Origin of the sequence: Kineosporia succinea (assembly GCF_030811555.1) — a bacterium.
Lineage (GTDB): Bacteria > Actinomycetota > Actinomycetes > Actinomycetales > Kineosporiaceae > Kineosporia > Kineosporia succinea.
The window spans coordinates 1,362,019-1,386,683 of sequence record NZ_JAUSQZ010000001.1; the positions used below are offsets into that span (position 1 = coordinate 1,362,019).

24 protein-coding genes are annotated in these 24,665 nt (G+C 71.9%); 10 read left to right on the forward strand and 14 right to left on the reverse strand.

Annotated features, from left to right (window positions below; all coding sequences use genetic code 11):
* Nucleotides 1-6: 6 nt before the first annotated feature.
* Nucleotides 7-738: a phosphoadenylyl-sulfate reductase gene (locus J2S57_RS06095; protein WP_307239269.1), complete on the forward strand. Its 732-nt coding sequence runs from the start codon at nt 7-9 to the stop codon at nt 736-738.
* A gap of 54 nt (nt 739-792) precedes the next feature.
* On the opposite strand, the gene J2S57_RS06100 is transcribed toward J2S57_RS06095, so the two are convergent.
* Nucleotides 793-1,503, reverse strand: coding sequence for a hypothetical protein (locus J2S57_RS06100; protein ID WP_307239271.1), 711 nt, complete (start codon nt 1,501-1,503; stop codon nt 793-795).
* 255 nt (nt 1,504-1,758) lie between these two features.
* Here J2S57_RS06100 and J2S57_RS06105 point away from each other — a divergent pair, with 255 nt between their 5' ends.
* A complete protein-coding gene (locus tag J2S57_RS06105) occupies nt 1,759-2,808 on the forward strand; it encodes an HpcH/HpaI aldolase/citrate lyase family protein (RefSeq protein ID WP_307239272.1) in 1,050 nt (349 codons plus the stop codon).
* Nucleotides 2,805-3,644: an HpcH/HpaI aldolase/citrate lyase family protein gene (locus tag J2S57_RS06110; protein ID WP_307239274.1), complete on the forward strand. Its 840-nt coding sequence runs from the start codon at nt 2,805-2,807 to the stop codon at nt 3,642-3,644. Before J2S57_RS06105 ends, J2S57_RS06110 begins: the two co-directional genes overlap by 4 nt.
* Before the next feature lie 636 nt (nt 3,645-4,280).
* Here J2S57_RS06110 and J2S57_RS06115 read toward each other — a convergent pair.
* Nucleotides 4,281-5,210, reverse strand: coding sequence for a DMT family transporter (locus J2S57_RS06115; protein ID WP_307239277.1), 930 nt, complete (start codon nt 5,208-5,210; stop codon nt 4,281-4,283).
* 96 nt (nt 5,211-5,306) lie between these two features.
* Here J2S57_RS06115 and J2S57_RS06120 point away from each other — a divergent pair, with 96 nt between their 5' ends.
* The 4 genes from J2S57_RS06120 (at nt 5,307) to J2S57_RS06135 (ending at nt 10,080) form a co-directional block, all read left to right on the forward strand.
* Nucleotides 5,307-5,891 (forward strand): hypothetical protein, encoded by a 585-nt coding sequence (locus J2S57_RS06120; protein WP_307239279.1) that lies wholly within the window; start codon nt 5,307-5,309, stop codon nt 5,889-5,891.
* A 145-nt stretch (nt 5,892-6,036) separates the two neighbouring features.
* A complete protein-coding gene (locus J2S57_RS06125) occupies nt 6,037-7,320 on the forward strand; it encodes a magnesium transporter MgtE N-terminal domain-containing protein (protein ID WP_307239281.1) in 1,284 nt (427 codons plus the stop codon).
* A 196-nt stretch (nt 7,321-7,516) separates the two neighbouring features.
* Nucleotides 7,517-8,155, forward strand: a complete 639-nt coding sequence (locus J2S57_RS06130) for a DUF1003 domain-containing protein (RefSeq protein ID WP_370882579.1) — start codon at nt 7,517-7,519, stop codon at nt 8,153-8,155.
* Complete coding sequence (locus J2S57_RS06135; protein ID WP_307239285.1) at nt 8,152-10,080, forward strand: ATPase, T2SS/T4P/T4SS family; 1,929 nt, start codon at nt 8,152-8,154, stop codon at nt 10,078-10,080. The genes J2S57_RS06130 and J2S57_RS06135 overlap by 4 nt, the downstream gene beginning before the upstream one ends.
* Here the strand turns inward: J2S57_RS06135 and J2S57_RS06140 are convergent.
* Nucleotides 10,067-10,537 carry a GAF domain-containing protein gene (locus J2S57_RS06140; protein ID WP_307239287.1) on the reverse strand — a complete coding sequence of 157 codons (471 nt, stop codon included), beginning with the start codon at nt 10,535-10,537 and terminating at the stop codon, nt 10,067-10,069. The two genes, J2S57_RS06135 and J2S57_RS06140, sit on opposite strands and share 14 nt — an antisense overlap.
* A gap of 185 nt (nt 10,538-10,722) precedes the next feature.
* Between J2S57_RS06140 and J2S57_RS06145 the strand changes: the two genes are divergently transcribed.
* A complete protein-coding gene (locus J2S57_RS06145) occupies nt 10,723-11,853 on the forward strand; it encodes an Mrp/NBP35 family ATP-binding protein (protein WP_307239289.1) in 1,131 nt (376 codons plus the stop codon).
* Nucleotides 11,854-11,947: 94 nt separating this feature from the next.
* Here the strand turns inward: J2S57_RS06145 and J2S57_RS06150 are convergent, their stop codons facing one another.
* The 4 genes from J2S57_RS06150 to sigE form a co-directional block, all read right to left on the reverse strand.
* Nucleotides 11,948-12,391, reverse strand: a complete 444-nt coding sequence (locus J2S57_RS06150; protein WP_307239291.1) for a twin-arginine translocase TatA/TatE family subunit — start codon at nt 12,389-12,391, stop codon at nt 11,948-11,950.
* A gap of 94 nt (nt 12,392-12,485) precedes the next feature.
* Nucleotides 12,486-14,930 carry a S1C family serine protease gene (locus tag J2S57_RS06155; protein WP_307239294.1) on the reverse strand — a complete coding sequence of 815 codons (2,445 nt, stop codon included), beginning with the start codon at nt 14,928-14,930 and terminating at the stop codon, nt 12,486-12,488.
* 237 nt (nt 14,931-15,167) lie between these two features.
* Nucleotides 15,168-15,734 (reverse strand): zf-HC2 domain-containing protein, encoded by a 567-nt coding sequence (locus J2S57_RS06160; RefSeq protein WP_307239296.1) that lies wholly within the window; start codon nt 15,732-15,734, stop codon nt 15,168-15,170.
* Entirely contained in the window at nt 15,731-16,414 is a 684-nt protein-coding gene (sigE, locus tag J2S57_RS06165; RefSeq protein WP_307239298.1) for an RNA polymerase sigma factor SigE, read from the reverse strand. Before sigE ends, J2S57_RS06160 begins: the two co-directional genes overlap by 4 nt.
* A 566-nt stretch (nt 16,415-16,980) precedes the next feature.
* Here sigE and J2S57_RS06170 point away from each other — a divergent pair.
* Both J2S57_RS06170 and J2S57_RS06175 read left to right on the forward strand, forming a co-directional pair.
* Entirely contained in the window at nt 16,981-17,691 is a 711-nt protein-coding gene (locus J2S57_RS06170; protein ID WP_307239300.1) for an O-methyltransferase, read from the forward strand.
* 89 nt (nt 17,692-17,780) lie between these two features.
* A complete protein-coding gene (locus tag J2S57_RS06175; protein ID WP_307239302.1) occupies nt 17,781-18,362 on the forward strand; it encodes a hypothetical protein in 582 nt (193 codons plus the stop codon).
* A gap of 343 nt (nt 18,363-18,705) precedes the next feature.
* On the opposite strand, the gene J2S57_RS06180 is transcribed toward J2S57_RS06175, so the two are convergent.
* The 7 genes from J2S57_RS06180 to folP form a co-directional block, all read right to left on the reverse strand.
* Nucleotides 18,706-20,250: a leucyl aminopeptidase gene (locus J2S57_RS06180; RefSeq protein WP_370882438.1), complete on the reverse strand. Its 1,545-nt coding sequence runs from the start codon at nt 20,248-20,250 to the stop codon at nt 18,706-18,708.
* A gap of 48 nt (nt 20,251-20,298) precedes the next feature.
* Nucleotides 20,299-20,466, reverse strand: a complete 168-nt coding sequence (locus J2S57_RS06185) for a DUF3117 domain-containing protein (RefSeq protein WP_307239306.1) — start codon at nt 20,464-20,466, stop codon at nt 20,299-20,301.
* A gap of 260 nt (nt 20,467-20,726) precedes the next feature.
* Nucleotides 20,727-21,365 (reverse strand): DNA-3-methyladenine glycosylase I, encoded by a 639-nt coding sequence (locus J2S57_RS06190; RefSeq protein WP_307239308.1) that lies wholly within the window; start codon nt 21,363-21,365, stop codon nt 20,727-20,729.
* The gene (locus tag J2S57_RS06195) at nt 21,358-21,849 is read right to left on the reverse strand and encodes an SRPBCC family protein (RefSeq protein WP_307239309.1); all 492 of its coding nucleotides are present in this window, start codon (nt 21,847-21,849) and stop codon (nt 21,358-21,360) included. Before J2S57_RS06195 ends, J2S57_RS06190 begins: the two co-directional genes overlap by 8 nt.
* A gap of 13 nt (nt 21,850-21,862) precedes the next feature.
* Entirely contained in the window at nt 21,863-22,654 is a 792-nt protein-coding gene (locus J2S57_RS06200) for a DivIVA domain-containing protein (RefSeq protein ID WP_307239311.1), read from the reverse strand.
* A 172-nt stretch (nt 22,655-22,826) separates the two neighbouring features.
* Nucleotides 22,827-23,789, reverse strand: coding sequence for a glucosyl-3-phosphoglycerate synthase (locus J2S57_RS06205; protein ID WP_307239313.1), 963 nt, complete (start codon nt 23,787-23,789; stop codon nt 22,827-22,829).
* Entirely contained in the window at nt 23,786-24,610 is an 825-nt protein-coding gene (gene folP / locus J2S57_RS06210; RefSeq protein ID WP_370882580.1) for a dihydropteroate synthase, read from the reverse strand. The genes J2S57_RS06205 and folP overlap by 4 nt, the downstream gene beginning before the upstream one ends.
* Nucleotides 24,611-24,665: the final 55 nt, after the last annotated feature.

The window sequence follows — 24,665 nt, forward strand, 5'->3', positions numbered from 1 at the left end:
ACAGCAATGATCGGATCCCTGATCAGCCGGCCCGAGGACGTCGCGGCCGCCCTGGAGAACGACCCCGAAGGTTTCGCGGCCGAGGCCAACTCGGTGCTCGAGGGTGCCGACCCGCTCACCGTTCTGGGCTGGGCCGGAAAGGCTTTCGGCAAGAGCCTGGTGATCACGGCGTCGATGGGTGACACCGCGCTGGCCCACCTGACCTCGCGGGCCGTGCCGGGCACCGACATGCTCTTCGTCGACACCGGATACCACTTCGCCGAGACGATCGGCACCGCGCAGGCCGTGCAGGCCTCGTACCCGCTGCGCATGCTCAGCATCCGGCCCAAGGAGTCGGTGGAGGAGCACGAGGCCAAGCGCGGGAAGCTCTGGCAGACCGACCCGGACGCCTGCTGCAAGATGCGCAAGGTGGCCCCGCTGAACAACGCACTGCGCGGATACCGGGCCTGGGCCACGGGTCTTCGCCGGGTCGAGTCCCCCGACCGCGCGAACACGCCGGTGGTGCGCTGGGACGCGAAGCGGGACCTGCTGAAGCTCGCGCCGATCGCGGCCTGGACCGACGACGACGTGGAGAGCTACCAGGACGCGCACCCCGAGGTGCTCAGCAATCCGTTGCTGCAGCTGGGATATCGCTCGATCGGCTGCTCCACCTGCACCCGGGCGGTCGCGCCGGGCGAGGACGCGCGCGCCGGGCGCTGGGCGGGCCGGGCCAAGTCGGAGTGCGGCATCCACCTGTAAACCCTTTTCGAGAATGACGGACGACGTGGGCACCCGGGGTGCCCACGTCGTCTCTCATTTCTGCGGGTTCTCGAGAGCCCGTTCGAACTGCTCGTCGAAACGCTCCAGGATGCGCTGGATCTCGGGCCGGTTCAGGGCCTCCTCGACGCGCTCGGCGCTCTCGCCCACCTCGCCGTCGGGCCTGAGGTCGGCAGCGTCGGTCTCGTCGGTCGCGCCGGGCTTGGCGAAGGTGCCGCGGGCGAACTTCACGGCGGCCGGGGTGAGCTTGCGGCCCTGCGACAGGCCGTCGGCGATCGCGGCCTTGAGCAGGGAGAGGTCCATGCCCTTGAGCGCCTCGTCGTAGGCGCGGCGCAGGGCCTTCGCCTCGTCCTCGCCGGGTTCGGTGAGCCGGCCCTGCTGCAGGCTGCGGTGGATGACGCGGGACAGCAGCACGACCTTCATGACGTCGGTGGGGACGCCCTTGACGGCACCGAAGATCGCGACGTACTTGCGGACCGGGAAGAGGACGACGCGGCGGGGGACCGAGCGCAGGTACTTCGCGGCGTCGGAGAAGATGCCACCGTCGGCTCCCTCGTAGAGGGCGGCGACCTGCTTGGACGCGTAGGTGCGGTCGTTCGCGCGCAGGGTGCGCACGACGGCGACCTGGGTGGCGCGCAGCCGGATCGCGTCGTCGAGCAGGGGCACGGGCACGAAGCGGGCGGCGGCCACGGCGATGCCGCAGACGACGGCCTGGCCCACCAGCGTGGCGGGTGGCTGGATGCTCATGTCGGTTCAACCTACTCGCGGTTAGAGGGCAGCATGCTGTCGTGGACAACGCCCTTGAATCGTCCCCGGTTCCGCCGCTTCCGCATCTTTGACGTCCCGGTTCTCCCGTCTCCGGTGACGCCCGGCGCGGGCTGCCCGGGCTGCCGTCCTCGGGCCGGCGCCGGCCGCGCAAGCCGCAGGGCTACGGGACGGCCGGTGACCCTGCGCACAGCGCAGGCCCTGTCCGGCCGGTGGGGCACTGTCTACCCTCGGGGGATGAGAAGCCCGAAGGACTTCTACCGCCCGCTGGCCGTCGGAGCGCCCGCCCCGTTGCGGGAGATCCCGGCCGTGCCGTCGCGCATGATCCACTTCTTCCCGCCGTCGAACGCCCGCATGGTGGCCAAGGTGCCCGACCTGGCCCGCAAGGTCGACGTGCTGCTCGGCAACCTGGAGGACGGGGTGCCCGCCTCCGAGAAAGAGGCCGCCCGGGCCGGTCTGGTCGAGGTCGGGAAGAACTGGGACACCCCGGGGACGCAGCTCTGGGCCCGGGTGAACTCGATCGATTCCCCCTGGGGCCTGGACGATCTCGCCACCGTGGTGCTCGAGGTGGGGCACGCCGTGGACGTGGTGATGATCCCGAAGGTGCAGGGCCCGGAGGACATCCACTACGTCGACCGGTTGCTGGCCCAGCTCGAGGCCAAGGCCGCGCTGACCCGGCCGGTGCTGATCCACGCCATCCTGGAGACCGCGGCCGGGGTGTCGCGGGTGGAGGAGATCTGCGCGGCCAGCCCGCGGATGCAGGGACTTTCGCTGGGCCCGGCCGATCTGGCGGCGAACCGGCGGATGAAGACGACCCGGGTCGGCGGCGGTCATCCGGGATACCTGGTGCGAGAAGACCCTTCGTCGGACGGCACCCGGCGCGCGACCTTCCAGCAGGACCTGTGGCACTACACGATCGCCCGCATGGTCGACGCCTGTGTGGCCAACGGGATCTACCCGTACTACGGACCGTTCGGCGACATCCGCGACACCGTGGCCTGCGAAGACCAGTTCCGCAACGCCTTCCTGCTCGGCTGCGTCGGGGCCTGGAGCCTGCACCCGGCGCAGATTCCCATCGCCCAGAGGGTTTTCAGCCCGTCACCGGAAGAGGTGCGGCACGCCCAGCGAGTGATCGAGGCGATGGGCGACGGCACCGGCGCCGTTCTGATCGACGGACGGATGGAGGATGATGCCTCCGTGAAACAGTGCCACGTGATCCTCTCCACGGCTCATGCCCTGGCCGCGCGCGACCCGGACCTGGCCGACCTCTACGAGTTCACGTCGTGAGCTTCCAGCCGCGACGCTCAGCGCTCTACATGCCCGGCTCGAACGAGCGGGCGCTGGAGAAGGCGCGTTCACTCCCCGCCGACGTCCTGCTCCTCGACCTCGAGGACGCGGTGGCCCCCACCGCGAAGATCGCTGCCCGGGAACGGGTCTGCTCACTCGTGGCCTCCAAGACGTTCGGCGCGCGCGAGGTGGTGATCCGGGTGAACGCACCCGGCACACCGTGGCACACCGACGACCTGGCGGCGGTGGCGGCGGCATCCCCGTCAGCGGTACTGGTGCCGAAGGTGTCGTCGCCCGCGGTCGTGCAGGCGGTGGCCGAGGTGGTGCCGGTGCCGATCTGGGCGATGATCGAGACCCCCGCGGCCGTGCTCGCAGCAGCCGCGATCGCCTCGTCGTCGGAGCAGCTCACGGTGCTCGTGATGGGCACGAACGACCTGGCCAACGAACTGCGAGCCGGATCCGCCCCCGGCCGTCCCGCGCTGGTGACCGCCCTGCAGACGGCCCTGCTGGGCGCGCGAGCCGCCGGAAAGATCATCCTCGACGGCGTCTACAACGATGTCCGTGACGCCGCCGGCTTCGAGGCCGAGTGCGAACAGGGCCGGGAGTTCGGATTCGACGGCAAGACACTGATCCACCCGTCGCAGGTGGAACCGGCGAACCGCGTGTTCGGTCCCTCGGCCACCGAGATCACCCACAGCCGGGCAGTACTGGAGGCATGGGCTCGCGCGGAGGCCGAGGGTCAGGGCGTTGCGGTCGTGAACGGGCGGCTCATCGAGAACCTGCACGTCGAGAACGCCCAGCGCGTGCTCGGGGCCGCCGAGGCACTGAATCTCTGAATGACACCCGTTGTTCCGCAGAGCTTCTCGCCGCCTCGAACCGTCCTCTGACCGGACATCCTCACGATCAGCCCCAGCAGCGGCCGCCAGCGAGTGACGCCGGCACCATCGCCGGAGCTGAAGTGGTTCGAGTTTCACGTTCTTTGGCCGGGCGACAGACACACCCCCTATACCGATTGGGTATAGGGGGTGTGTCTGCGCTTCGGCACGGCACGGCACGGCACCGCACGGCGAGCCACCGCACAGCACCACACGGGGCACGGCCCGGCAAGCCACGCCACGCCACGGCAAGCCACCGCACGAAACGGCAAGCCACCGCACGGCACCACACGGGGCACGGCACGGCACGGCACGGCACGGCACGGCACGGCACGGCACGGCACGGCACGGAGACCACTGCATCCGCAGCCCTCGGGATCATCGCGGGCAACTGACTACTCAACGCCCGGTCCCAGCCCACCAGGTCGGCCGTCCGAGTCGTCCGAGCAGCGGGCGCCGTTCGCGAGGTGATCAAGTCGCGGGCGCCAGCCACGGGGTGCAGTGCCGGGGCCACGGGCGGATCTCACTTTTCGCGCGGGGCGATCGTCTTCCCGGGTGGGTGGGTCTTTGTTCCGGGCGGTGAATTCAGGACGTGTCTCAGGGCGCTCCGGTCTCCGTCACCTCTGCGGGTTCGCGGGTCGCGCGAGCACGCGTCACGATCACGAGTCCCAGCAGCATCAGGAGGGCTCCGGGCACCACGGCCAGGGGCGGCGCTTCGCCCAGCCAGGCCCAGGCCAGCAGCGAGGCACCCGGCACCTCCAGCAGGATCGCGAGGGCCAGCGGGGTGGCTCCGACGACGGGCAGCGTGACGTTGAACAGAGTGTGCCCGAGCACCTGGGCACCGACGGTCACGACGGCGATCTCGATCCAGGTACGGGTGGAGAACCCATGCAGGGGTGTATGTGTCAGCGCGGCGGCGGGCAGCATCACGGCGGCGCAGGCCGAGTAGGCGATGAGCGTGTAGATGGCCGGCGTCGTGTACCGCATGACCTTCGTCCCCGCGAGCATGTAGACGGCGACCGCGGCGGCGGCGAACAGGGCGAGGGCGTCACCGGCCAGGGCTTCGCGGGAACGGCCCGCGTCCACCCCGGTGATCGCGACGACGCCGGCCATCGACACCCCGACCCCGATGAGCACCGCGCGGGGAACGGCGACCTGCCGTGCCAGGTCGAAAGCGACCAGGAAGACAGGGGTGGTCGAGACCAGCGCCGTCGACGCGGCGACACTCGTCATTCGCAACGACGCGAACCAACTGGTGAAGTGAGCGGCCAGAACGAGACCGGAGAGAATGGCGAGACCGGTGATACGCCAGTTCATTCGTCGGAAACCGTTGCGATCGCGAAAAAGCGCCCAGATCCCACTGACTCCGGCACCGGCCAGGTTCCTCCAGAACACGATCGCGATGACGGGGGCGAGAGTGCCGGCGGTGATGGGACCAGAGGAGGAGACGCCGGTCACAGCGACGGCAACGAGAATCCAGGCACGCAGGGGAGTCACGGACCCACTCGTACCAGAGCTCGAAGTCACGGCCGCGCGGTGATCTGGTCACGTCCCGGCCACAGCTCGGCCGCAGACCGCGCGGACCGGGCGGAATTACCAGACACCTGTGGCACTCTCGCAGGTGTGACCGCCCACCCCTCCCCCGGAAACGGACAGCAGCAGCTGCGCCGGCCGTTGTCCCCGGTCGAGGCCGCACTGGTTGCCGAGGCCTGCAGCCGCAGCGACGTGGTGTGGGTCAAGCCCGGCGGGGCCGAGCGGTACCAGGCGGTCTGGCACACCTGGCACGACGACGCGGTGGCCGTGGTCTACGGCGCCGGTGAGCAGATGCTCCCGGTGCTGAGCGGCGAGGTCGAGGTGATGGCCCGCAGCAAGGACACCGGCGCGGCCGTGATCGGCTTCCTCGCCCACGTCGACACGCTCACCGCCCACACCCCGGAGTGGGACGCGGCGGCGACCGTCCTCTCCACCGCCCGCCTGAACGCCGTGGACATGGACCAGCAGCGCGAGCGCTGGGCGTCCGGCGCGGTCATCTCGCTGCTGCGCCCGATCGCGGTGACCGTGGCCGCCGAAGGCCGCGACGACACCCCGACCGGAGCTCTGCCCCCGCTCGGCGGTCCGGGCACGACGACCGGCAAGAAGCCGTTCCACCTGGGCGGCCGGCTGCGCCGGGCCCTCCGCCTGCGGCGGCGCGACGAGGACGACGACTAGCGACGACGACTAGCGACGACGTCCTCACCGACCCGGGCGGCCGGTGGGCCGGGCGCCCCGGACGACCACAACGTCCTCAATCGGTGACCGGCACCACCCGTGCCCCAGCGAGCCGATCTGAAACGGGCCACCTAGGCTGCACCTCGTGGGCGCTGCCGCGAATCGGGTGTTCGTCGCGCGGATGGCCGGTCTGGCCGTCTTCGACCCGCTCGGCGATCAGGTCGGGAGGGTCCGCGACGTCATTGTCATGTTCCGGCCCGGGAAGCCGATCCGCGTGGTCGGGCTGGTGGTCGAGGTGGTCGGACGCCGTCGCGTGTTCCTGCCGATGACCCGGGTGACCAACATCGACGCCGGTCAGGTGATCACGACCGGTCTGGTGAACATGCGCCGCTTCGAGCAACGGCCGACCGAGACGCTGGTGCTGGGCGAGCTGCTCGACCGCACCGTCACGCTCACGGAGGACGGCGGGCAGGTGACGATCGAGGACGTCGCCATGCAGCCCACCCGCACCAAGGAGTGGCGCCTGTGCCGTGCCTACGTGCGCCGCGTCCGCCCCGGCCGGTTCGCCCGGAGGGGTGAAGCCTTCGTCGTCGACATCGACGACCTGGAGGGCTTCGGCATCGTCGAGGAACGCCAGGGCGCCGCCAACCTGCTGGCCGCGTTCGACGGTCTGAAGGCCGCCGACCTGGCCGAGGTGATCCACGAACTGGCCCCCAAGCGCCGGCACGAGGTCGCGAGCGCCCTCACCGACGAACGCCTGGCCGACGTCCTCGAGGAGCTGCCGGAGGAGGCCCAGGTCGAGATCCTGACCGAGCTGGAGTTCGGCCGGGCCGCCGACGTGCTCGAGGCGATGCAGCCCGACGACGCCGCCGACCTGCTCTCCGAGCTCCCGCCCGACCAGCGCGACCAGCTGCTCGAGCTGATGGACCCGGAGGAGGCCGAGGACGTCCGGCGTCTGCTGGCCTACGCCGACGACACCGCCGGCGGCCTGATGACGCCGGAACCGGTGGTACTGCCGCCCGACGCCGCCATCGCCGAGGCCCTGGCCCGCGTTCGCCGCGCCGACCTCTCCCCCGCCGTGGCCGCGGCCGTCTTCGTGTGCCGTCCCCCGCTGGAGACCCCCACCGGCAAGTACCTGGGCATGGTGCACATCCAGAAACTGCTGCGCGAGCCTCCGCACCAGTCCATCGGCTCGATCATGGACAAGGACGTGAAGGCCCTGCCCACCCACGCCACGCTCGAGCAGGTGGCCCGGGTGCTCGCGCACTACAACCTGGTGTCGGTGCCGGTGGCGGACGAGGCGGGTCGCCTGGTCGGGGCGGTCACGGTGGACGACGTGCTCGACCACCTGCTGCCCGAGCACTGGCGCGAAGATCCCGCCGACCTGCGCGACGCGGGGATGACCGGGGAGATCCCGCGTGTCGTCTGATCGTTCGGTGCGGCCGGGCGGTGCGGGCCGCACGGGTAAGGACGCCCGGAAGGGCGCCCGCCAGCGGGCCGCCAAGATGCGTCCCGACAGGGAACGGACCCCGGCCGAGAGCACCTCCAAGGCCAAGTCCCGGACCCGGCCCGAGGACCGGGGCTGGTTCGCCCGGCTCACCGCGCCGGCCGGCAGCGGGCTCGACATGCCGCTCGACGCCAGCCGCCGCAACCGCCGCACCGCGCCGGCCATGGACACCGAGCGGTTCGGCCGGGCCTCGGAACGCTTCGCCCGGTTCATGGGCACGGCGGCGTTCCTCGTCGGCATGACCGTCTTCGTCGGCGGCTGGCTGGCCTGGAACTGGCTGGCCCCGGAGAGCCTGCAGTTCGACCCCCGGCGGCTGAACTTCACGCTGATGACGCTGATCCTGAGCCTGCAGGCCTCGTACGCGGCCCCGCTGATCCTGCTCGCCCAGAACCGGCAGGCCGACCGCGACCGGGTGCAGGCCGAGCAGGACCGCGACCGCGCCGAACGGGCTCTGGCCGACACCGAGTACCTGGCCCGGGAGGTCGCCGCGCTGCGGATCGCGCTGGGCGAGGTGGCCACCCGCGACTTCGTGCGCTCGGAACTGCGGGCGCTGCTGGAGGAGTACGGCGACAAGCCCTCGTCGCCCCGCGCCAAGAAGAAGGCGGCGAAGTCACAGAAAGACGCGAAGGACAGCCCGAACGGTGGTGCGAACGGGGCAGCGCAGCGTGGACCCGCGCCTGACGGCAACGGTGCGCAGCCGGAGAATCACCGTTCTGGCTTAACAAACGACGAAGTGGTGCCGACAGAGACTTCGTGACGACGACCCCTCAGGGCACCGGGATCCAGCCCGGTCCGCCCGCTCAACCCGGTCCGTCGCCACAACCTGGGCGGCGGCGGCTGGGCGACGTCCTGGTCGAGTCCGGCCTGCTCACCCCCGATCAGCTCGAGCAGGCCCTGAACGACCAGCGGCGCCCCGACGCCCCCCGGCGCCGGCTCGGCCAGGTCGTGTCGGACCTCGGCCTGGCCACCGAACGCGACGTGGCCGAGGCCCTGGCCAAGCTCCTCGGCCTGCAGATCGTCGACCTCTCCCGCACGATGCCGGCCCCCGACGTCGTCCGCCTCCTTCCCCGGGCGGTCGCCGAGCGGACCCGCGTCCTCGTGCTCGACCGGACCTCCAAGGGCCTGCTGGTCGCGGCCGCCGACCCGACGAACGTGCTCGCGCTCGACGACGTGAAGCTCTACACGCGCAGCGCGGACATCACCGTCATGGTGGCCACCGATAGCCAGATCCGTGACCAGCTGGCCCGGGCCTGGTCGCTCGGCTCGGACTCGGCCGCGGTCTCGATGGCCGAGGAGAGCGTCGAGGAGGAGGACTCCGACCTCGCCACGATGGGCACGGCGGACGACGACGCGCCCATCGTCAAGCTGGTCAACCGGATCTTCGGTGACGCCGTGCGGCTGCGGGCCTCCGACATCCACGTCGAGGTGCAGCGTGAGGTGCTGCGCGTGCGCTACCGCATCGACGGCCTGCTGCGCGACGTCATGAACGCCCCCCGCCGCATCGCCACCTCGGTGATCAGCCGGATCAAGATCATGTCGGGCCTGGACATCTCCGAGCGCCGGATCCCGCAGGACGGCCGCACCCGGATCGTCGTCGAGAACATGGCGATCGACTGCCGCATCAGCACGCTGCCCAGCCTGCACGGCGAGAAGGTCGTCATCCGTCTGCTCACCCGCGGCGACGAGGTGCCCACCCTGTCGCAGCTCGGGTTCGAGCCCGACCAGCTCGAGAACTTCGAGAAGTCGCTGGCCGTACCGCAGGGCCTGGTGCTGATCACCGGCCCCACCGGCTCGGGCAAGACCAACACCCTGTACTCCGCGATCGCCCAGATCAGCGACCCGGAGAAGAACATCGTCACGCTCGAGGACCCGGTCGAGGTGCAGCTGCCCGGCATCACCCAGGTCGGCGCGAACGCCAAGATCGGCATGACCTTCGCGGCCGGCCTGCGCTCGATCCTGCGGCAGGACCCCGACATCATCCTGGTCGGTGAGGTGCGTGACGAGGAGACCGCGGAGCTGGCGCTCACCGCGTCCATCACCGGTCACCTCGTGCTCACCACGCTGCACACCAACTCGGCCGTGGCCGCCCTGACCCGTCTCGTCGACATGGGCGTCGAGCCGTTCCTCGTGGCCTCGTCGCTGACCTGCGCCATCGCCCAGCGTCTGGTGCGGGTGCCGTGCCCGAGCTGCAAGGCCCCGTACACACCGGGCCCGGACACGCTCACCCTGCTCGGGCTGCTGCCGTCCGACCTGGAGGGCGCCACCCCGATGAAGGGCACCGGCTGCCCGGAGTGCGGCGGCACCGGATACAAGGGCCGCACCGCCGTCTACGAGGTCCTGGTGGTCGACAACACGATGCGCCAGGTGCTGATGAAGGACGCCAGCGAGGCCGCCATCGCCGCCGCCGCCCGTCAGGCCGGTATGTCCACGCTGCGGCTGTCCGGCCTGACCAAGGCCCGGCAGGGCAAGACCACCTACGAGGAGGTCATCCGGGTCACGCAGTCCGACACCGAGGAGGTGCACTCGTGCCCCAAGTGCGGCAGGCACGTCTCCGAGGACATGGTGGCCTGCCCGTACTGCGCCACGAACCTCGATCGCGGCCACTGCCAGAACTGCGGCAAGGCGCTGGAGGAGGACTGGAACGTGTGCCCGTACTGCCGGACGGCGGTCACGCCTCCTTGATCAGCAGCCCGAGCCGGTGCGCGACCTCGTCGGACAGCGTGCGCAGCTCCTGCACGTTCTCGTCGCTCCAGAGCCGCGGCTTGTGGTCGATCGCGCACAGCGCACCCACGATCTGGCCGTCCGGGTCTGTCAGCGGCACCCCGGCGTAGGCGATCACGCCCAGGTCGAGGATGGCGAGGTTCTTGGCGACCAGCGGGTCGTCGTGGGCGTTGGCCACCACGAACGGCTCGCCCGACGTGACCACGTGCTGGCAGAACGAGTGGGTGAGCGGGGTCCAGCGCTCGGAGCTCCAGGGCTCGGCCAGACCGTAGGCGCCGGGCAGGGCCTGGCCCTCCTCGTCGACGAGGGTCACCAGCGCGACCGGGCTGCCCAGGCGCAGGGCCGTGCGCAGGCACAACTCGTCGAGGTCGGGTACTGCGCCCGCCGGCAGCGGGGCTCGTGGCGGTAGTCCCACCACACCTCCAAGGTCTTACCGGCGTTCGTTCCCCCACCGGTCTGGCTCCCGTGACGTCCGGGCCGCCCCCGGACCCGGCAACCATCTTGGGGGACCCCGACGGTTTGCGCGCGCTGAATCGTTACCTGAGCGGGTACCGCGCACCGTCCGCGTACGGGGACGCTCGCGAGGAGTCATAGCATGGCGGTATGCCAGCGCCGCTGCTCGATGCCGTCCACGCCGCTCTCGCCACGGTCAACGATCCCGAGATCCGCCGTCCGATCACCGAACTCGACATGGTCGAATCGGTCGACATCGACGGCACCACGGTGCGGGTGAACGTCCTGCTGACGGTCGCGGGCTGTCCGATGCGCGACCGGCTGACCCAGGACACCAGGGCCGCCGTGCTCGGGGTCGAGGGCGTCGACGAGGTGCAGGTGAGCCTCGGCGTGATGTCCGACGATCAGCGTGGCGCCCTGCGCGAGAAACTCCGCGGCGGTCAGGTGAGCAAGGAGATCCCGTTCACCAGGCCCGGTTCGCTGACCCGGATCTACGCGGTCGCCTCGGGCAAGGGCGGCGTCGGCAAGTCGTCGGTCACGGTCAACCTGGCCGCGGCGATGGCGGCCCAGGGCCTGACCGTCGGGGTGCTCGACGCCGACGTCTACGGCTTCTCGGTGCCCCGCATGCTCGGCGTCGACCGTCCGCCCACGCGCATGGACGACATGATCCTTCCCCCCATCTCGCACGACGTGAAGGTCATCTCGATCGGCATGTTCGTGCCCGGCAACCAGCCGGTGGTGTGGCGCGGGCCGATGCTGCACCGGGCGCTCGAGCAGTTCCTCACCGACGTGTTCTGGGGCGACCTCGACGTGCTGCTGCTCGACCTGCCGCCCGGCACCGGTGACATCGCGATCAGCGTGGCCCAGCTGCTGCCGACCGCCGAGATCCTGGTGGTCACCACCCCACAGACGGCCGCGGCCGAGGTGGCCGAGCGGGCCGGGTCGATCGCGCTGCAGACCAAGCAGCAGGTGGTCGGCGTGGTCGAGAACATGTCGTGGCTGGAACAGCCCGACGGCACGCGCCTCGAGATCTTCGGGTCGGGCGGCGGGCAGACCGTGGCCGAGTCGCTCGGTCAGTCGATCGGCGCGAAGGTGCCGCTGCTGGGCCAGATCCCGCTGGACACCTCGCTGCGCGAGGGCGGCGACGTCGGGGTGCCCGTGGTGCTCTCCCACCCCGACAGCGCGGCCGCGCAGGCTCTCGGCGAGGTGGCGCGCAAGCTCGGTCACCGGGCGCGCGGGCTGGCGGGACGTTCGCTGGGGCTCACGCCGGCGGGGCGCTGACCTCCTCCTTCTCCACGAGAAAGCCCCCACCGTTTCGGGTGGGGGCTTTCTCGTTGCTACTTCCAGCTTTTGGACGCGTCGGTGGTCGCGCCGGTCAGGTCGCGTCGGGGTCGAACGCCGGGGTGCCGGCGGGCGGCTTCGGGGTGGCCGCCTCGGTCGCCCGGGTCTCGTCCCGGGCCGAACTGGCGGACGGGGTGGACCGTTTGGTGTCACCGCCACCGTCTCCGGTGAGGTTCTCCTTGGTGTAGCCGTTCTGCTTCAGCCCCAGCGGGTCGTCGGGGTCGAAGGAGTCGGCCAGGGCCTCACGCACGATGCGCCGCGGGTCGTACTGACGCGGGTCGAGCTTCTGCCAGTCGATGTCGTCGAACTCCGGCCCCAGCTCTTCCCGGACCTGCCGGGAAGCGCCCTGGGCCATGTTGCGCAACTGGACCACGATCCGAGCCAGGCCCTGGGCGTACTGCGGCAGCCGCTCGGGCCCGAGCACGACCGCAGCCACCGCCACCAGGACGATGAACTCCGCCGGATTGATACCGAACACGATGCGAGACTAGGCGCTGCCGAGCGGAACTCCAACCGCCCGGGGTCGGCGACCGGTCACGTGGTTCGTGTTTCTCGTTCTGCGGCCCTCACGCTCAGTCACTCGACGCACTGAGTTTCACCTCGACCTCGCGTTCCGCGCCACCGTTGCGGCGCACCGACAGCTTGACCGTGTCTCCGGGCTTCTCCGCGCGGATGGCCACGATCAGCTCGTCCGGGGCCGTGACCGGGCGCCCGTTGAACTTGGTGATCACGTCGCCCGGCTCGATGCCCGCCTCGTCGGCCGGACCCCCCGGGGTGACCGGTGCCTGGCCGCCCGACGTGCTCGTGGCCACCTGCACGCCCTGGCCGGTGTAGTTCGGGGTCAGCGTGACGCCGATGATCGGGTGGTCGGCCTTGCCGGTCTGGATCAGCTGCTCGGCCGTGCGCTGCGCCTGGTTGCTCGGGATGGCGAAGCCCAGGCCGATGCTGCCGGAGGTGCCCGCGCCGGTGGTGTCGGGCACCCGGGCGATGGCCGAGTTCACCGCGATCACGTGACCGGCCGCGTTCACCAGCGGGCCGCCGGAGTTGCCAGGGTTGATCGCGGCGTCGGTCTGGATGGCGTTGATGAAGGCAGGGGTGTCGCCCTCCCCGGCCGCGACCGGGCGGTTGAGCGCGCTCACGATGCCGGTGGTGACCGTGCCCTGCAGACCCAGCGGGGCACCGATCGCGACCACCGGGTCACCGACCTGGACCTCGTCGGAGTCGCCGAACGTGAGCTCGCGCAGGCCCTTGGCGTTGACCTTGACCACGGCCAGGTCGTAGGACGCGTCGGCACCGACCAGCGTGCCCTTGGCCTGGGTGCCGTCCTGGAAGACGACCTGGATCTTGGTGCTGCCGGAGCCGCCACCCTCGGCGGCGACCACGTGGTTGTTCGTGAGGATGTAGCCGTTCTCGGCGTCGATGACGAAGCCCGAGCCGGTGCCCTCGGCGCTCGAGGAGCTCACCTCGAGCGAGACCACCGACGGCGTCACCGCGGTGGCCACGCCGGTGACCTGGCCGGCGGTCTGCTCGCGGTTGTCCTTCACCGGCTCCGGGAGGTTGACCGTGGGCGCGCGGCCGCTGGAGTCGGCCACGTCGTCGTAGAGCGCGCTGCCGCCGAAACCGCCCAGCACACCGGCGAGCAGGCCGACGCCCAGCGCCCCCGCGATGAGCGAGGCCCGGCCCGACGAGCGGCCACCGCCCCGCCCCGGCGGGATCGGCGCCGGACCCCAGCCCCCGCCCGGCAGACCGGGAACCAGGGTGGGCTGGGAGTGGTTGCCGTAGTTGCCGTAGGCCGGGTAGCCGGGCTGGTACGGGGCGTTCTGGGCGGGGTTGAGCAGGGTGTTCGACTGGCTCTGCGGGGTGGCCGGGTCGTGGACGCCCGACTGCCCCGGGGCGACTGCCTGGCCCTCGGCGGTGGTCTGGCCCTGAGCGGTGGTCTGGCCCTGAGCGGTGGTCTGGTTCTGGTCGTTGGACTGGCCGTGGGTGTCCGACGGGCCCGGGGTGCTCGACTGGTTCTGGGTCCTCGACTGGTTCTGCGTGCTCGGCTGGTTCTGGGTGTCGCCGAGGTCGGCGGACCAGGCGTGGCCCGATCCGGATCCCGACCCCACCGACTGCCCGTACTGGGCGGGGGCCCCGGACTGGCTCGGCGTTCCGTACTGACCGGATGTGGCGTACTGGCCGGATGCAGCGGGCTGGCTGGGCGTGCCGGGCTGGTTGATCGGGCCGGTCTGGCTGTAGCCGGCCTGGTTGTGGCCGCCTTCGTCATAGGCGCCCTGGTTGTACCCGGCCTGGCTGTAGCTGCCCTGACCGTAGCCACCCTGGCCGTAGCGGCCCTGGTTGAAACCGGACTGGCCGTAGCCGCCCTGGTTGAAACCGGACTGGTTGTAACCGCCCTGGTTGAAACCGGTCTGGTTCGAGCCGGTCTGGTTCGAGCCGGTCTGGTTCGAGCCACTCGGCGACGACCAGGCGCTCGGCGGCTGCCCCCAGGAGTTCTGGGACGGCGGCTGCCCCGGCTGCCCCGGCCCCGAGCCCGAAGGGTTCTGGCTCCGGCTCTGCGGGTAGGCGGGCCAGGCCGGCGCGGCCGGGGTCTCACCGGATGTCGAGGCGGATGTCGAGGCGGATGTCGAGGCGGATGTCGAGGCGGAAGAAGCCGTCTCGACCTCCGGCGACTCATCCGAGGACGACCCGGTCGGACGGAAGAGCGGGGACTGCTCCGCGGGCGCGTTCTCGGTCGGCTGCCCCTCGGCCCGGGAGAACCCACTGGCCGGAAGCTCGCTGCGCAGGGCCTCACCGTCGGAGTAGCCGCTGCGCGGGAACTCGCCCGGCGCCACCTCTCCTCCGGAGACGCCGCTGTCCGGGGACTGCGCGGAACCGCCGACGGCGGGACGCTCGGCCGTTTCGTCGTCGCGGTTCACCTGGTGGGCGGCGGGGGTCGACGACGACCCCTCACGCGGCGATGTGCCCTGCGGCGCCCAGGAGACCTGCTCGTCCGGTGACGGGCGGTCTTCGTCAGTCATCCCTGCTCCTCGCGGGTGGTGCAATTGAGCCATTGGCCGGGATCCTCGTGCGGATCGTGCCCAACTCTGGCACGACTGCTCACGAGCGGCGCTCCGGACAGCGACCGGAATGGCGGACGACGGGTAAGGCAGCGGCCCGGAAGCCCGGAACGTGCGCCGGGAACCCGGGCGCGGTGGTCCCGCTGAGCCTCAACCGGGCGACCCGACGCGATGATTCCCGCTCCCGCGCGCGACCGGTCAGCGGTTCTGCGAGCCGAACAGACTCACGTTGGTGGTGGCGATGTGACGCACCACGAAACTGTCGACCGGAGCCACCACGTCGGCCGCACTGACCGCGTGACTGGCCACGCCACCGGCCACCCCGACGCTCACCAGGCAGGCAGCACCGGCCAGGGTGGCGGCGACCCGGCGCTGCGGCCGGGTCATACGGCTGCGGCGAGCGCCGAACGTGGTGTCGGACCGGGTCGGAGGGGCGGGCAGGGCGAACACCCGCACCTCGTGACGCCCGGCCGGGCGCGCACTCACGCCCGGGGACACGAACGCCGGACGCGGACTGCCGGGCACGTGCTCACGCCGGGGCGGGAGCGGGCCGGCCGGACCGCGCATGTCGAGCAGGTTGCGGAGCAGGGCGTCACCCGGCTCCGGAACCGTCAGGCTGGCCAGACGCTGCTTCGTGAGCCGCTCGACCTCGAGCGCGTCCCGGCATTCCTGACAGTCGGCGAGATGCCTGAGCGCCCGGTCGGCGGCGGAACCCTCGAGCTCGCCGTCGACCAGGTCGCTCACGCGCCCACCGAGATGACTCATGGAGCCACCTGCCCCAGGGGCTGGACGTCGGAGGGCGAGGGGGAAACGGCGGCGCTGGTGGGAACCGGGGCGGGCCGGCGGTGTGCCAGCTCCTCGCGCAGCAGAGCGCGACCACGGTGGATGCGCGAGCGTACGGTGCCGAGCTTGACGTCGAGCGTGGCCGCGATCTCCTCGTAGGAGAGGCCCTCGATGTCGCACAGCACGACGGCGGCACGGAAGTCGGGCGGCAGGGCGTCGAGCGCCCGCTGCACGTCGTAGTCGAGGTTGTTGTGCTCCCACGCCCGCTCCGGCCCGGCCTCGCGGCCCGGGAGCCGGTCGGTGACCTCGTCGGTCAGGTTGTCGAACCGGATGCGCTGCTTGCGGCGCGCCTGGTCGAGGAACAGGTTCGTGGTGATGCGGTGCAGCCAGCCCTCGAACGTGCCGGGGGTGTACGACGACAGCGACCGGAAGACGCGGACGAACACTTCCTGCGTGAGGTCTTCGGCGTCGTGCTGGTTGCCGGTGAGACGGTAGGCGAGCCGGTAGACCCGCGCCGAGTGCTCGCGGACGATCTCGTCCCAGCTCGGCGGCGTCCAGGCCACGTCTGCGGGAGCAGCGGCCTGCACCGGCACGGCGTGCTCGACGGCACGCGCGGCGACGGACGGCGCGGACTGCTCTGACTTCGGTGCCTCGTGCGGCAACCCGGACCCTTCGGACGGAGTGAAACGAGACTCACCCACGCCTGCGCCCGCCCGCTCCTGCGTGCGACCACGGCCGAACAGCCTCAGCGGGAACGACCCCGCAGGCATCGCGTACGCCGACACCCTGCCTCCCATCCTCGCTCACCGTGCTGGCCTCGTGCCACTCGGGTGAGCGCCTCTCACTCAACTGGTCCCAACGCGTCACTCGGGTGACGCGTTCCCGATCGATACGAACAGACGCTTTCAGCCGAACCCGGGAGTTTGCTGGGAGATCGTTCCCGCTGACCTGACGATCACCCGACCGTCCGGCCCCTCCCGACCACCCCGACCGTCCTGACGACCCGACGTCCACCGCGTCCCCCATCGGCCTTCCCCCACGTCCATCCGAACCGAACCGACGCGTCCATCCTCGTGGGTGGGCCGACGCGTCCACCATCAGGTCAACCCCCGGCCCGACCCTGAGGTACCCCTGGGGCACCGGTGGTACGCAACCCCTCGTCACCTGCCCTTCCGGTAGTAGACGGGCAGGCCGCCTCACCCGTCTGCAGTAGCGGGCCCTCCGCAGGATGGAGCACTACGCTGTGGGGTACCGGTGTGGAACCGTCCCCTCCGGAGCACCTGCCCCACCGCCCCTGGAGCCCGCGATCAAAGCCCCGACGCCCGCCAGCTGGGCCTACGCCGAGACGTTCGTCCCCGAGGACGACGTGCTCGCCCGGGCCCGCGCCCGCGCCGACGAACTCGGCTGCTCCGCGATCGCTCCGGGCGCCGGCTCCGCTCTGGGCGTGCTCGCCGCCGCGCTGAAGGCCCGCGCGGTGGTCGAGATCGGCACCGGCGCCGGCGTCAGCGGGCTGTACCTGCTGCGGGGCATGCCCGTCGACGGCGTGCTCACCACGATCGACGTCGAGGTGGAGAACCAGCGGGCGGCCCGGGAGGCGTTCGCCGAGGCCGCGATCCGTCCCAACCGCACGCGCATGATCCCCGGGCGGGCCCTCGAGGTGCTGCCCCGTCTCACCGACGCGGCCTACGACCTGGTGCTGCTCGAGGCCGGCTCGCTCGACGTGGAGGAGTACCTGGAGCAGGCCGTCCGGCTGCTGCGTCCCGGGGGCGCGCTGGCGATCGACGGCGCCCTGCACCGCGACCGGGTGGCCGACCCGGCCCAGCGTGACCCGATGACCTCCTCGGTGCGTGACCTGGGCAAGGCCGTGCGTGACCACAAGCAGCTCCTGCCGGCGCTGCTGCCGACCGGGGGCGGTCTGTTGCTGGCGGTGAAGCGCTGAGCGGCGGCGCCGGGGGGCGGCACAGCGGGCCTCCTGCGGAGGCGGATCCGTCCCGGCCGTCCGGGTCGACGGGGCAGGTCATCAGCCCGTTGCTCGACTCCCCCGGTTATCGCGGGGTCGATCTGGGCGCGATGGTGGACGCGTCGGTCCCGGCTCCCGAACGCCCCTCCCCGCCCCCGGTGGTCGCGGCCGTCGAGACGCCCTCGCAGCGCATCGACCTCACGCAGTACGACCAGGAGCCGTACGACCCGCACGGCTCCTCCGGGACGCCGAGCCGTCCTGAGCCGTCGGGCCTGACGGAGGAGGAGCTCACCGGCAACTACCGCACCGGCCCGATCGACCCGAACCGGGCCACGGCCCCGCGGCGGCTGATGCGGGGCGGTGAGCAGCTGAGCGTCATGGTCGGGCACCGGCTGCTGGTCGGCATCACGTTCCTCGACGAGTCCGGCAACATCACCAATGCCCAGCAGTTCTGCGGCCGGGTGCTCGAGGTGGCCGACGGGGTCGTGGTGGTGGAGCGCCCGGGCGAGCCCGAGCCGGCCGTGCTGCCCGCCGACGTCGCGGCCTACCGCAAGGCCCAGACCGGGCGGTACACGTTGCGCGACACCGGTGAGATTGTCGTCGACCCCGACTTCCTCAGCACCTGGCAGGTCGCCGCGGTGGACGACTGAGGCTCGCTCCCTCGCACCTGCTTCGTTTGCGCCGCTCCGCCCCTGCAGCACCTCGCACGGCGGTGCCCTCGTCACGGCACTTCTTCACTGCGGCACCGGTCTCCGCCGCCGCGGCACCTCTTGCCGCGGCACCTCTTGCCGCGGCACCTCTTGCCGCGGCACCTCTTGCCGCGGCACCTCTTGCCGCGGCACCTCTTGCCGCGGTGCCCCCTTGCCGCGGCACTCCTTGCCGCGGTGCCCCCCTTGCCGCGGCACCCCTTGCCGCGGTGCCCCTTGCCGCGGTGCCCCTTGCCGCGGTGCCCCTTGCCGCGGTGCCCCTACACCCCGGCCGCGCCGGACCTCCTCAGCGCAGGCCCTCGAGCCAGCGCAGCAGCAGTCGCGCCCCGAAACCGGTGGCACCGCGGGTGACTTCGTGCTCGTCGCGGTCGGCGCGGCCCGGCCCGGCGATGTCGAGGTGGGCCCAGCGGGCACCGGCCGTGAACTCGCGCAGGAACAGCGCGGCCGTGATCGAGCCGCCGCCGCTGGTGTCCGCACCCCGGCCGGGCATCTGGCGGATGTCGGCCACGGGTGAGTCGAGCGCGGGGCGGTAGTCGTCGACCAGGGGCATGCGCCAGACGAGCTCGCCACTGGCAACGGCGGCGGCCTGCAGGGACCCGGCCAGCCGGTCGGTGCTGCTGTAGAGCGCGGCGTGCCGCTTGCCCAGACCGAGTGCGGCGGCGCCGGTGAGCGTGGCGACGTCGACGAGCATCTCGGGATCGAGATGACGCACGGCGTAGCCCAGCCCGTCGGCGAGCACCATCCGGCCTTCGGCGTCGGTGTTGAGGATCTCGACGGTGGTGCCGTCGTAGGTGGTGACCACGTCGCTAGGCCGGTAGGAGTCGGCCCCGAACGCGTTCTCGGCCAGCGGCAGCAGCGCGGTGACCGGACGCCGGACGCCGACCTCGGGACAGGCCAGCAGCGTGGCGAGCACCACGGCGGCCCCGGTCATGTCGGTCTTCATCGTGACCATCGACTGACGCGGCTTGATCGAGATGCCGCCGGTGTCGTAGGTGATGCCCTTGCCCACCAGAACGATCGGCTTGCGGCGGCTGCCACCCTCGGGCCGGTAGTCGATGCGGACGAAGCGCGGCGGGGTGGCCGAACCGGCCCCGACCGCCAGCAGCCCGCCGAAACCCTCCTCGGCCAGCTCGGTCTCGTCCCAGATCCGCACGTCCAGACCGGCGGCGGCGCCGAGGTCGGCGGCCTGGCGGGCCAGCCAGTCCGGGCTCTTCAGGTTGGACGGGGTCTCGGCCAGGTCGCGGGCCAGCACCGTGGCCCGGGCGTGGGCCCGGCCCCGGTCGAGGCCCGAACCGGGATGGTTGCCGACCAGGGTGAGCCGCTGCGCGGGAGCGGACTCCGACCGCGGTTTCAGGCCGGCGCTGGGCGGGGTGTAGCCGCCGAGCACGAAACCCTCCACCACCGCGCGGGCACCCTCGGCCGACGATCCGTCACCCAGGGTGGTCACGACGTGGGTGCGGCCACGCGCCGAACGAGCCAGCGCGGCGGCCGCCCGACGTAGATCCTTCGGGCTGCCCGTGCCGATGCCCACCAGCACGAACCGCCGCGGCAGGCCTTCGGGAGCCGTCACCGGCACCCGGACGATCTCCCCGGTGCCCGCCCGGACCCGCTCGGTCTCGAGCACCGCCGTCAGGTCGACCCCGTAGGCGGCCGCGACCTGATCGCCGTGCCGGTCCGCGACGACCGATCCATCGGCCTTGCGGACCGACACCGCGACCAGGTCGGCGCCGTCCGTCTCCCGCAGCGCGGAGACAAGCGAACCGGACCTGTTCGCGACGCTGGTCTGAGGTCCCCCGCGGGGTGCCACCTCAACCGGTGTCACCGCAACCATCTACCTCGACCTCCGTCGCCCGGCCGGCGCGACGCCGGCCGATCCCCACTAGTTGCCTATCGCCTTGAGTGCGTCGCCCAGCTCGCTCGCCTCTGTGGCGGACATCTCAACCACCAGCCGGCCGCCACCTTCGAGAGGGACGCGCATCACGATGCCGCGCCCTTCCTTCGTGACCTCCAGCGGTCCGTCGCCGGTCCTCGGCTTCATGGCCGCCATCTGGCTCCCCTTCCTCGGCGCGACTCCCGATCTTGGGAATCGCTGAATGCTATGGGCACAACACCCGCCGCTCACCCGTGCCGGGCACGGAGCGTGACTTGGAGCATTATCCCGCTTACCGGTTCCACTACGAAACGCGGTGGCCCCGGTCGGGCTCCGCACGTCTCATTTTGCTGCCACCTCACCCGGCGATGCAGGATTTGCCACCCTCGAGCGGTTTCTTGCATCGGCTGGTGTCAGCAATTTTGTCATGACCTGACTCACCCGTGCTTTTTTCCAGGGGTGATCCCCGCCGACGATCCGGAGACCGGGCGGGCGTGACAGCCGGCGAAGTGGTCGTTCACCAGGCCGCAGGCCTGCATCGCGGCGTAGGCCGTGGTCGGGCCGACGAACGCGAAACCGTGACGTTTCAGGGCCTTGGCCATGGCCGTCGACTCCGGGGTCGTGGCAGCCACGTCGGCCATGACGCGGGGAGCCCGAGGCGGTTTTGACGGTGCGAACGACCAGATCAGCGCGTCCAGCCCGCCCTCGACGCTCTCTCGCACCTCGAGCACCGCCCGGGCGTTCTGGATCGCCGCGTTGATCTTGGCCCGGTTGCGCACGATGCCCGCGTCGGCCAGCAGGCGGGTCACCTCGTCCTCGCCGAACGCCGCCACCTTCTCGGCGTCGAACTGCGCGAACGCGGCCCGGAAGTTCTCCCGTTTGCGCAGGATCGTGATCCACGCCAGCCCGGACTGGAACGCCTCGAGGGTCATCCGCTCGAACAGACGCGTCTCGCCGTGCACCGCCCGGCCCCACTCGTCGTCGTGGTACGCCCGGTAGTCGGGCGTGGACGTGCCCCAGGAACAGCGTTTGAGCCCGTCGTCGCCGGTCACCAGGGCTGTCGTCTTCTCACCCACGCGTGGCCTCTCCTTCGATGTCGCGGCCGAGCCGGCGCAGGGCCGAGCCGTAGCCGAGCCGGGCCGCCGCGCCGATCAGCGGACCGGCGAACCGCGTGAGCGACTCCGGTACCACCCGGATCTCCTCGGTCCAGACGAGGAGGGATCCGCCGCCCGGCCCGGTGCCCCCGGCGGGGACCTCGTCGGGACGCACCTCGGCCTCGACCCAGCCCTTGAGGAGACGGCCGGTCTTGCGCACCCGGAAGCGGCCCTGCGGCCGGACGGGGCCGGGCGGCTCGAAGTGCTCGATCTGCATCGGGTCGTCGAAGGCCAGCGGACCGACCCCGGTGCGCGCGACGAAGCCCGAACCGGGCACGTCTCCGGACCCGACCACCCGGATGCGGGTCAACGGCGCCAGCTGTGCGTGGGCCGGCCAGTCGGTGAGCCGCGCCCAGACCAGCGGCACGGGGGCCGCGATCGGCACCTCCACCCGGAACGTCGCCATCAGCGCGTCACCATCAGGGGCGCTCGTCGGAACCGGGCCTGGACCCACCGGCTCCGGGGGCTCCGGGGTCGGCCTCGGCCCGGCGGCGCGGGCGTTTCAGGGAGCGCGTGATCGGGCCGGTCGGGGGGTCGGAGAGCGCCGCCGGCAGCGGGTCGGTCAGCGGGTCGGTCAGCGGGTCGGTCAGCGGGTCAGTCAGCGGGTCAGTCAGCGGGTCAGTCAGCGGGTCAGTCAGCGGGTCGGCCAGAGGGTCGGCCGCGACCGAACCCATTGCCGCAGAGGGAGTCTGATCGGTGCGGGGAGCACCCGAGGCATCCGGGACCGCGGGACTGGGCCGCTCGAACGACCCGGCGCCCGGGGTCGGGCCCGCTCCGGTGCCCGGCGCCTCGACCGAACCGGTCGCCCCCGGCTCCGCCGAGCTCGGACCAGCTCCACCCGGACCAGCACCGCCCGGACCGGCAACCGGCTCGGCGCCCTCGCCGGCCGGCGACGCAGCACCGGGAGCACCGGCAGCACCACGGGACAGCCGCACCCGGGCGGCCTTCTCCTGGGCGACCTGGGCCCGCAGGCGGTCGACCTCCACGGCGAGGGTGTCGAGGGCGGCGTCCACCTGGTCCATCCGGTAGCCGCGAAAGCCCTGCACGAAACGCAGCGAGGCGACATCGCGGCCGGTGACACCCTCGGCGGGCAGGCCCCGGGCCGGGACGGTCTGGGCGGGCTCGTCGAGGCCACCCCGGACGAGGCCGGTGGCGACCGCGATCACCCCGGCGACCACGGCGAGGGTCAGCAGCACCATCAGCAAGGTCACGAAGAGAATCGTCCCACGCGGCACCGACAGTTTCGCATTCCGCACAGCCGACGCACATCCGCCGCCGCCTGAAGCCGACCGGAACCGACCGGAACCGACCGTCCAAGGGCCGGCGACCCGACCGTCCCCCAGCCCCGCACCGACACCAACGGCCCAGGCCAGGCCGCAGGGGTCAGCGCCGCACCGGTCCCCGACCCGTGCGCTCCACCCGGCGCACCACCGGATGCCAGCCCCCCGGCGTCCCCTCCTGGAACTGGACCAGGTCGACGGGGGTGACCGCCTCGTCCACCCCCGCGCGGTCGAGCACCACCGCGAGGATCTCCGAGGCCATCACCCCCAGATCGGCCAGGTCACGGTTGCGGTGCTTGCGGACGCCGAGGTCGACCTGGGCGATCGCGTCCAGTCCGGCGATCCGCAGGGTGTCCATCAGCAAGGCGATCTCCACGCCGTACCCGCCGGCGAAGGGCAGGCGGGTGAGGAGGTCGCGGCGGGCGGCGTACTCACCGCCCAGCGGCTGCACCACCCCGGACAGCCTCGGCGCGAAGCGGGCCAGCAGCGGACGCGCCATCAGCTCGGTGACCCGGCCGCCCCCGCTGCGCTGCTCGGTGTTCGCCAGCCGCAGCGGACGCCGGTAGAAACCCTTGACCAGCTGCACGTCCGGCTCGGTGAGCAGCGGCCCGAGCAGACCGGTGACCACCTCCGGACCGACCTCGACCAGGTCCGCGTCGACGAACACGATCACGTCGCCCTTGGTCGCCGCGAGCGAGCGCCACAGCACCTCGCCCTTGCCGGGCAGCGGCGGCAGGCCGGGCAGCACCTCGTCGAGCGCCACCACGCGGGCCCCCGCCTCGAGGGCGCGCAGGACCGTGCGGTCGGTGCAGCCACCGTCCATCACCACGACCTCGTCGACCAGGTCACCGGCCGCCCGCACCGCGGACACCACGCCCGCGACCGTCTCCTCCTCGTTCAGCGCAGGCAGCACCACGCTGACCGTGGTGGAGCCCTTCAGCGCCAGCAGTTCCGCCGGCGACCAGGGCACCGGCTGCCAGGTGCGCCGCGCGAACCAGGAAGCGACCTCGTCCGAGAGACCGGAGGGGCCCGGACCCGAAAGGCCGGAACCGGAGACCTCGCTCACGCCAGCCCCCGCACCGCACGGGCCGGCGGCCGTTCACCCCGGATGCTCGCCACCATGTCGACCGCCCGTCGCGACGCCGCGACGTCGTGCACCCGGAACACCTTGGCCCCGCACCAGGCCGCGACCGCGGTGGCCGCCAGCGTGCCCTCGAGCCGCTCGTCCACCGGCAGGTCGAGGGTCTCCCCGACGAAATCCTTGCGGGACAACGACATCAGCACCGGGTGCCCGAGCGCGACCAGGTCCTCGGACCGGCGCAGCAGGGCCAGCCCGTGCCAGGTGTTCTTGCCGAAGTCGTGGGTCGGGTCGAGCAGCAGCGACTCCCCCGGCACCCCCGCGTCCATCGCCCGCCGGGCGCTCGCACCCAACCCGGCCAGCACGTCGTCCACCACGCCCTCGGGCCCGGTGCCGTAGGAGATGCGGTGGGGACGCGTACGCGGCACGGCTCCACCGGTGTGCGAGATGACCAGCCCGGTGCCGGTTTCCGCGGCGATCGCGGGCAGCTCCGGATCGTGCCCGGCCCAGGTGTCGTTGATCAGGTCGGCCCCCGCGGCGCAGGCCTCGCGGGCCACCTCGGCCCGCCAGGTGTCCACGCTGATCAGGAGATCCGGGTGGGACGCCCGGATCTTGCCGATGAAAGGGACCACGCGGCGCAGTTCCTCGGCGGTGTCGACCTCGGTGCCCGGCCCGGCCTTGACCCCGCCGATGTCGACGATGTCGGCCCCCTCGTCGGCGGCGCGGGCCACCGCCTCGGCGGCCTGGTCGTTGTCGATCATCCGGTTCGCCGCGTAGAACGAGTCGGGCGTGCGGTTGATCACCGCCATGATCACCGGGACCCCGGACGCGAAGTCCCGGCCACCGAGCCGGAGCCGGGCGGAG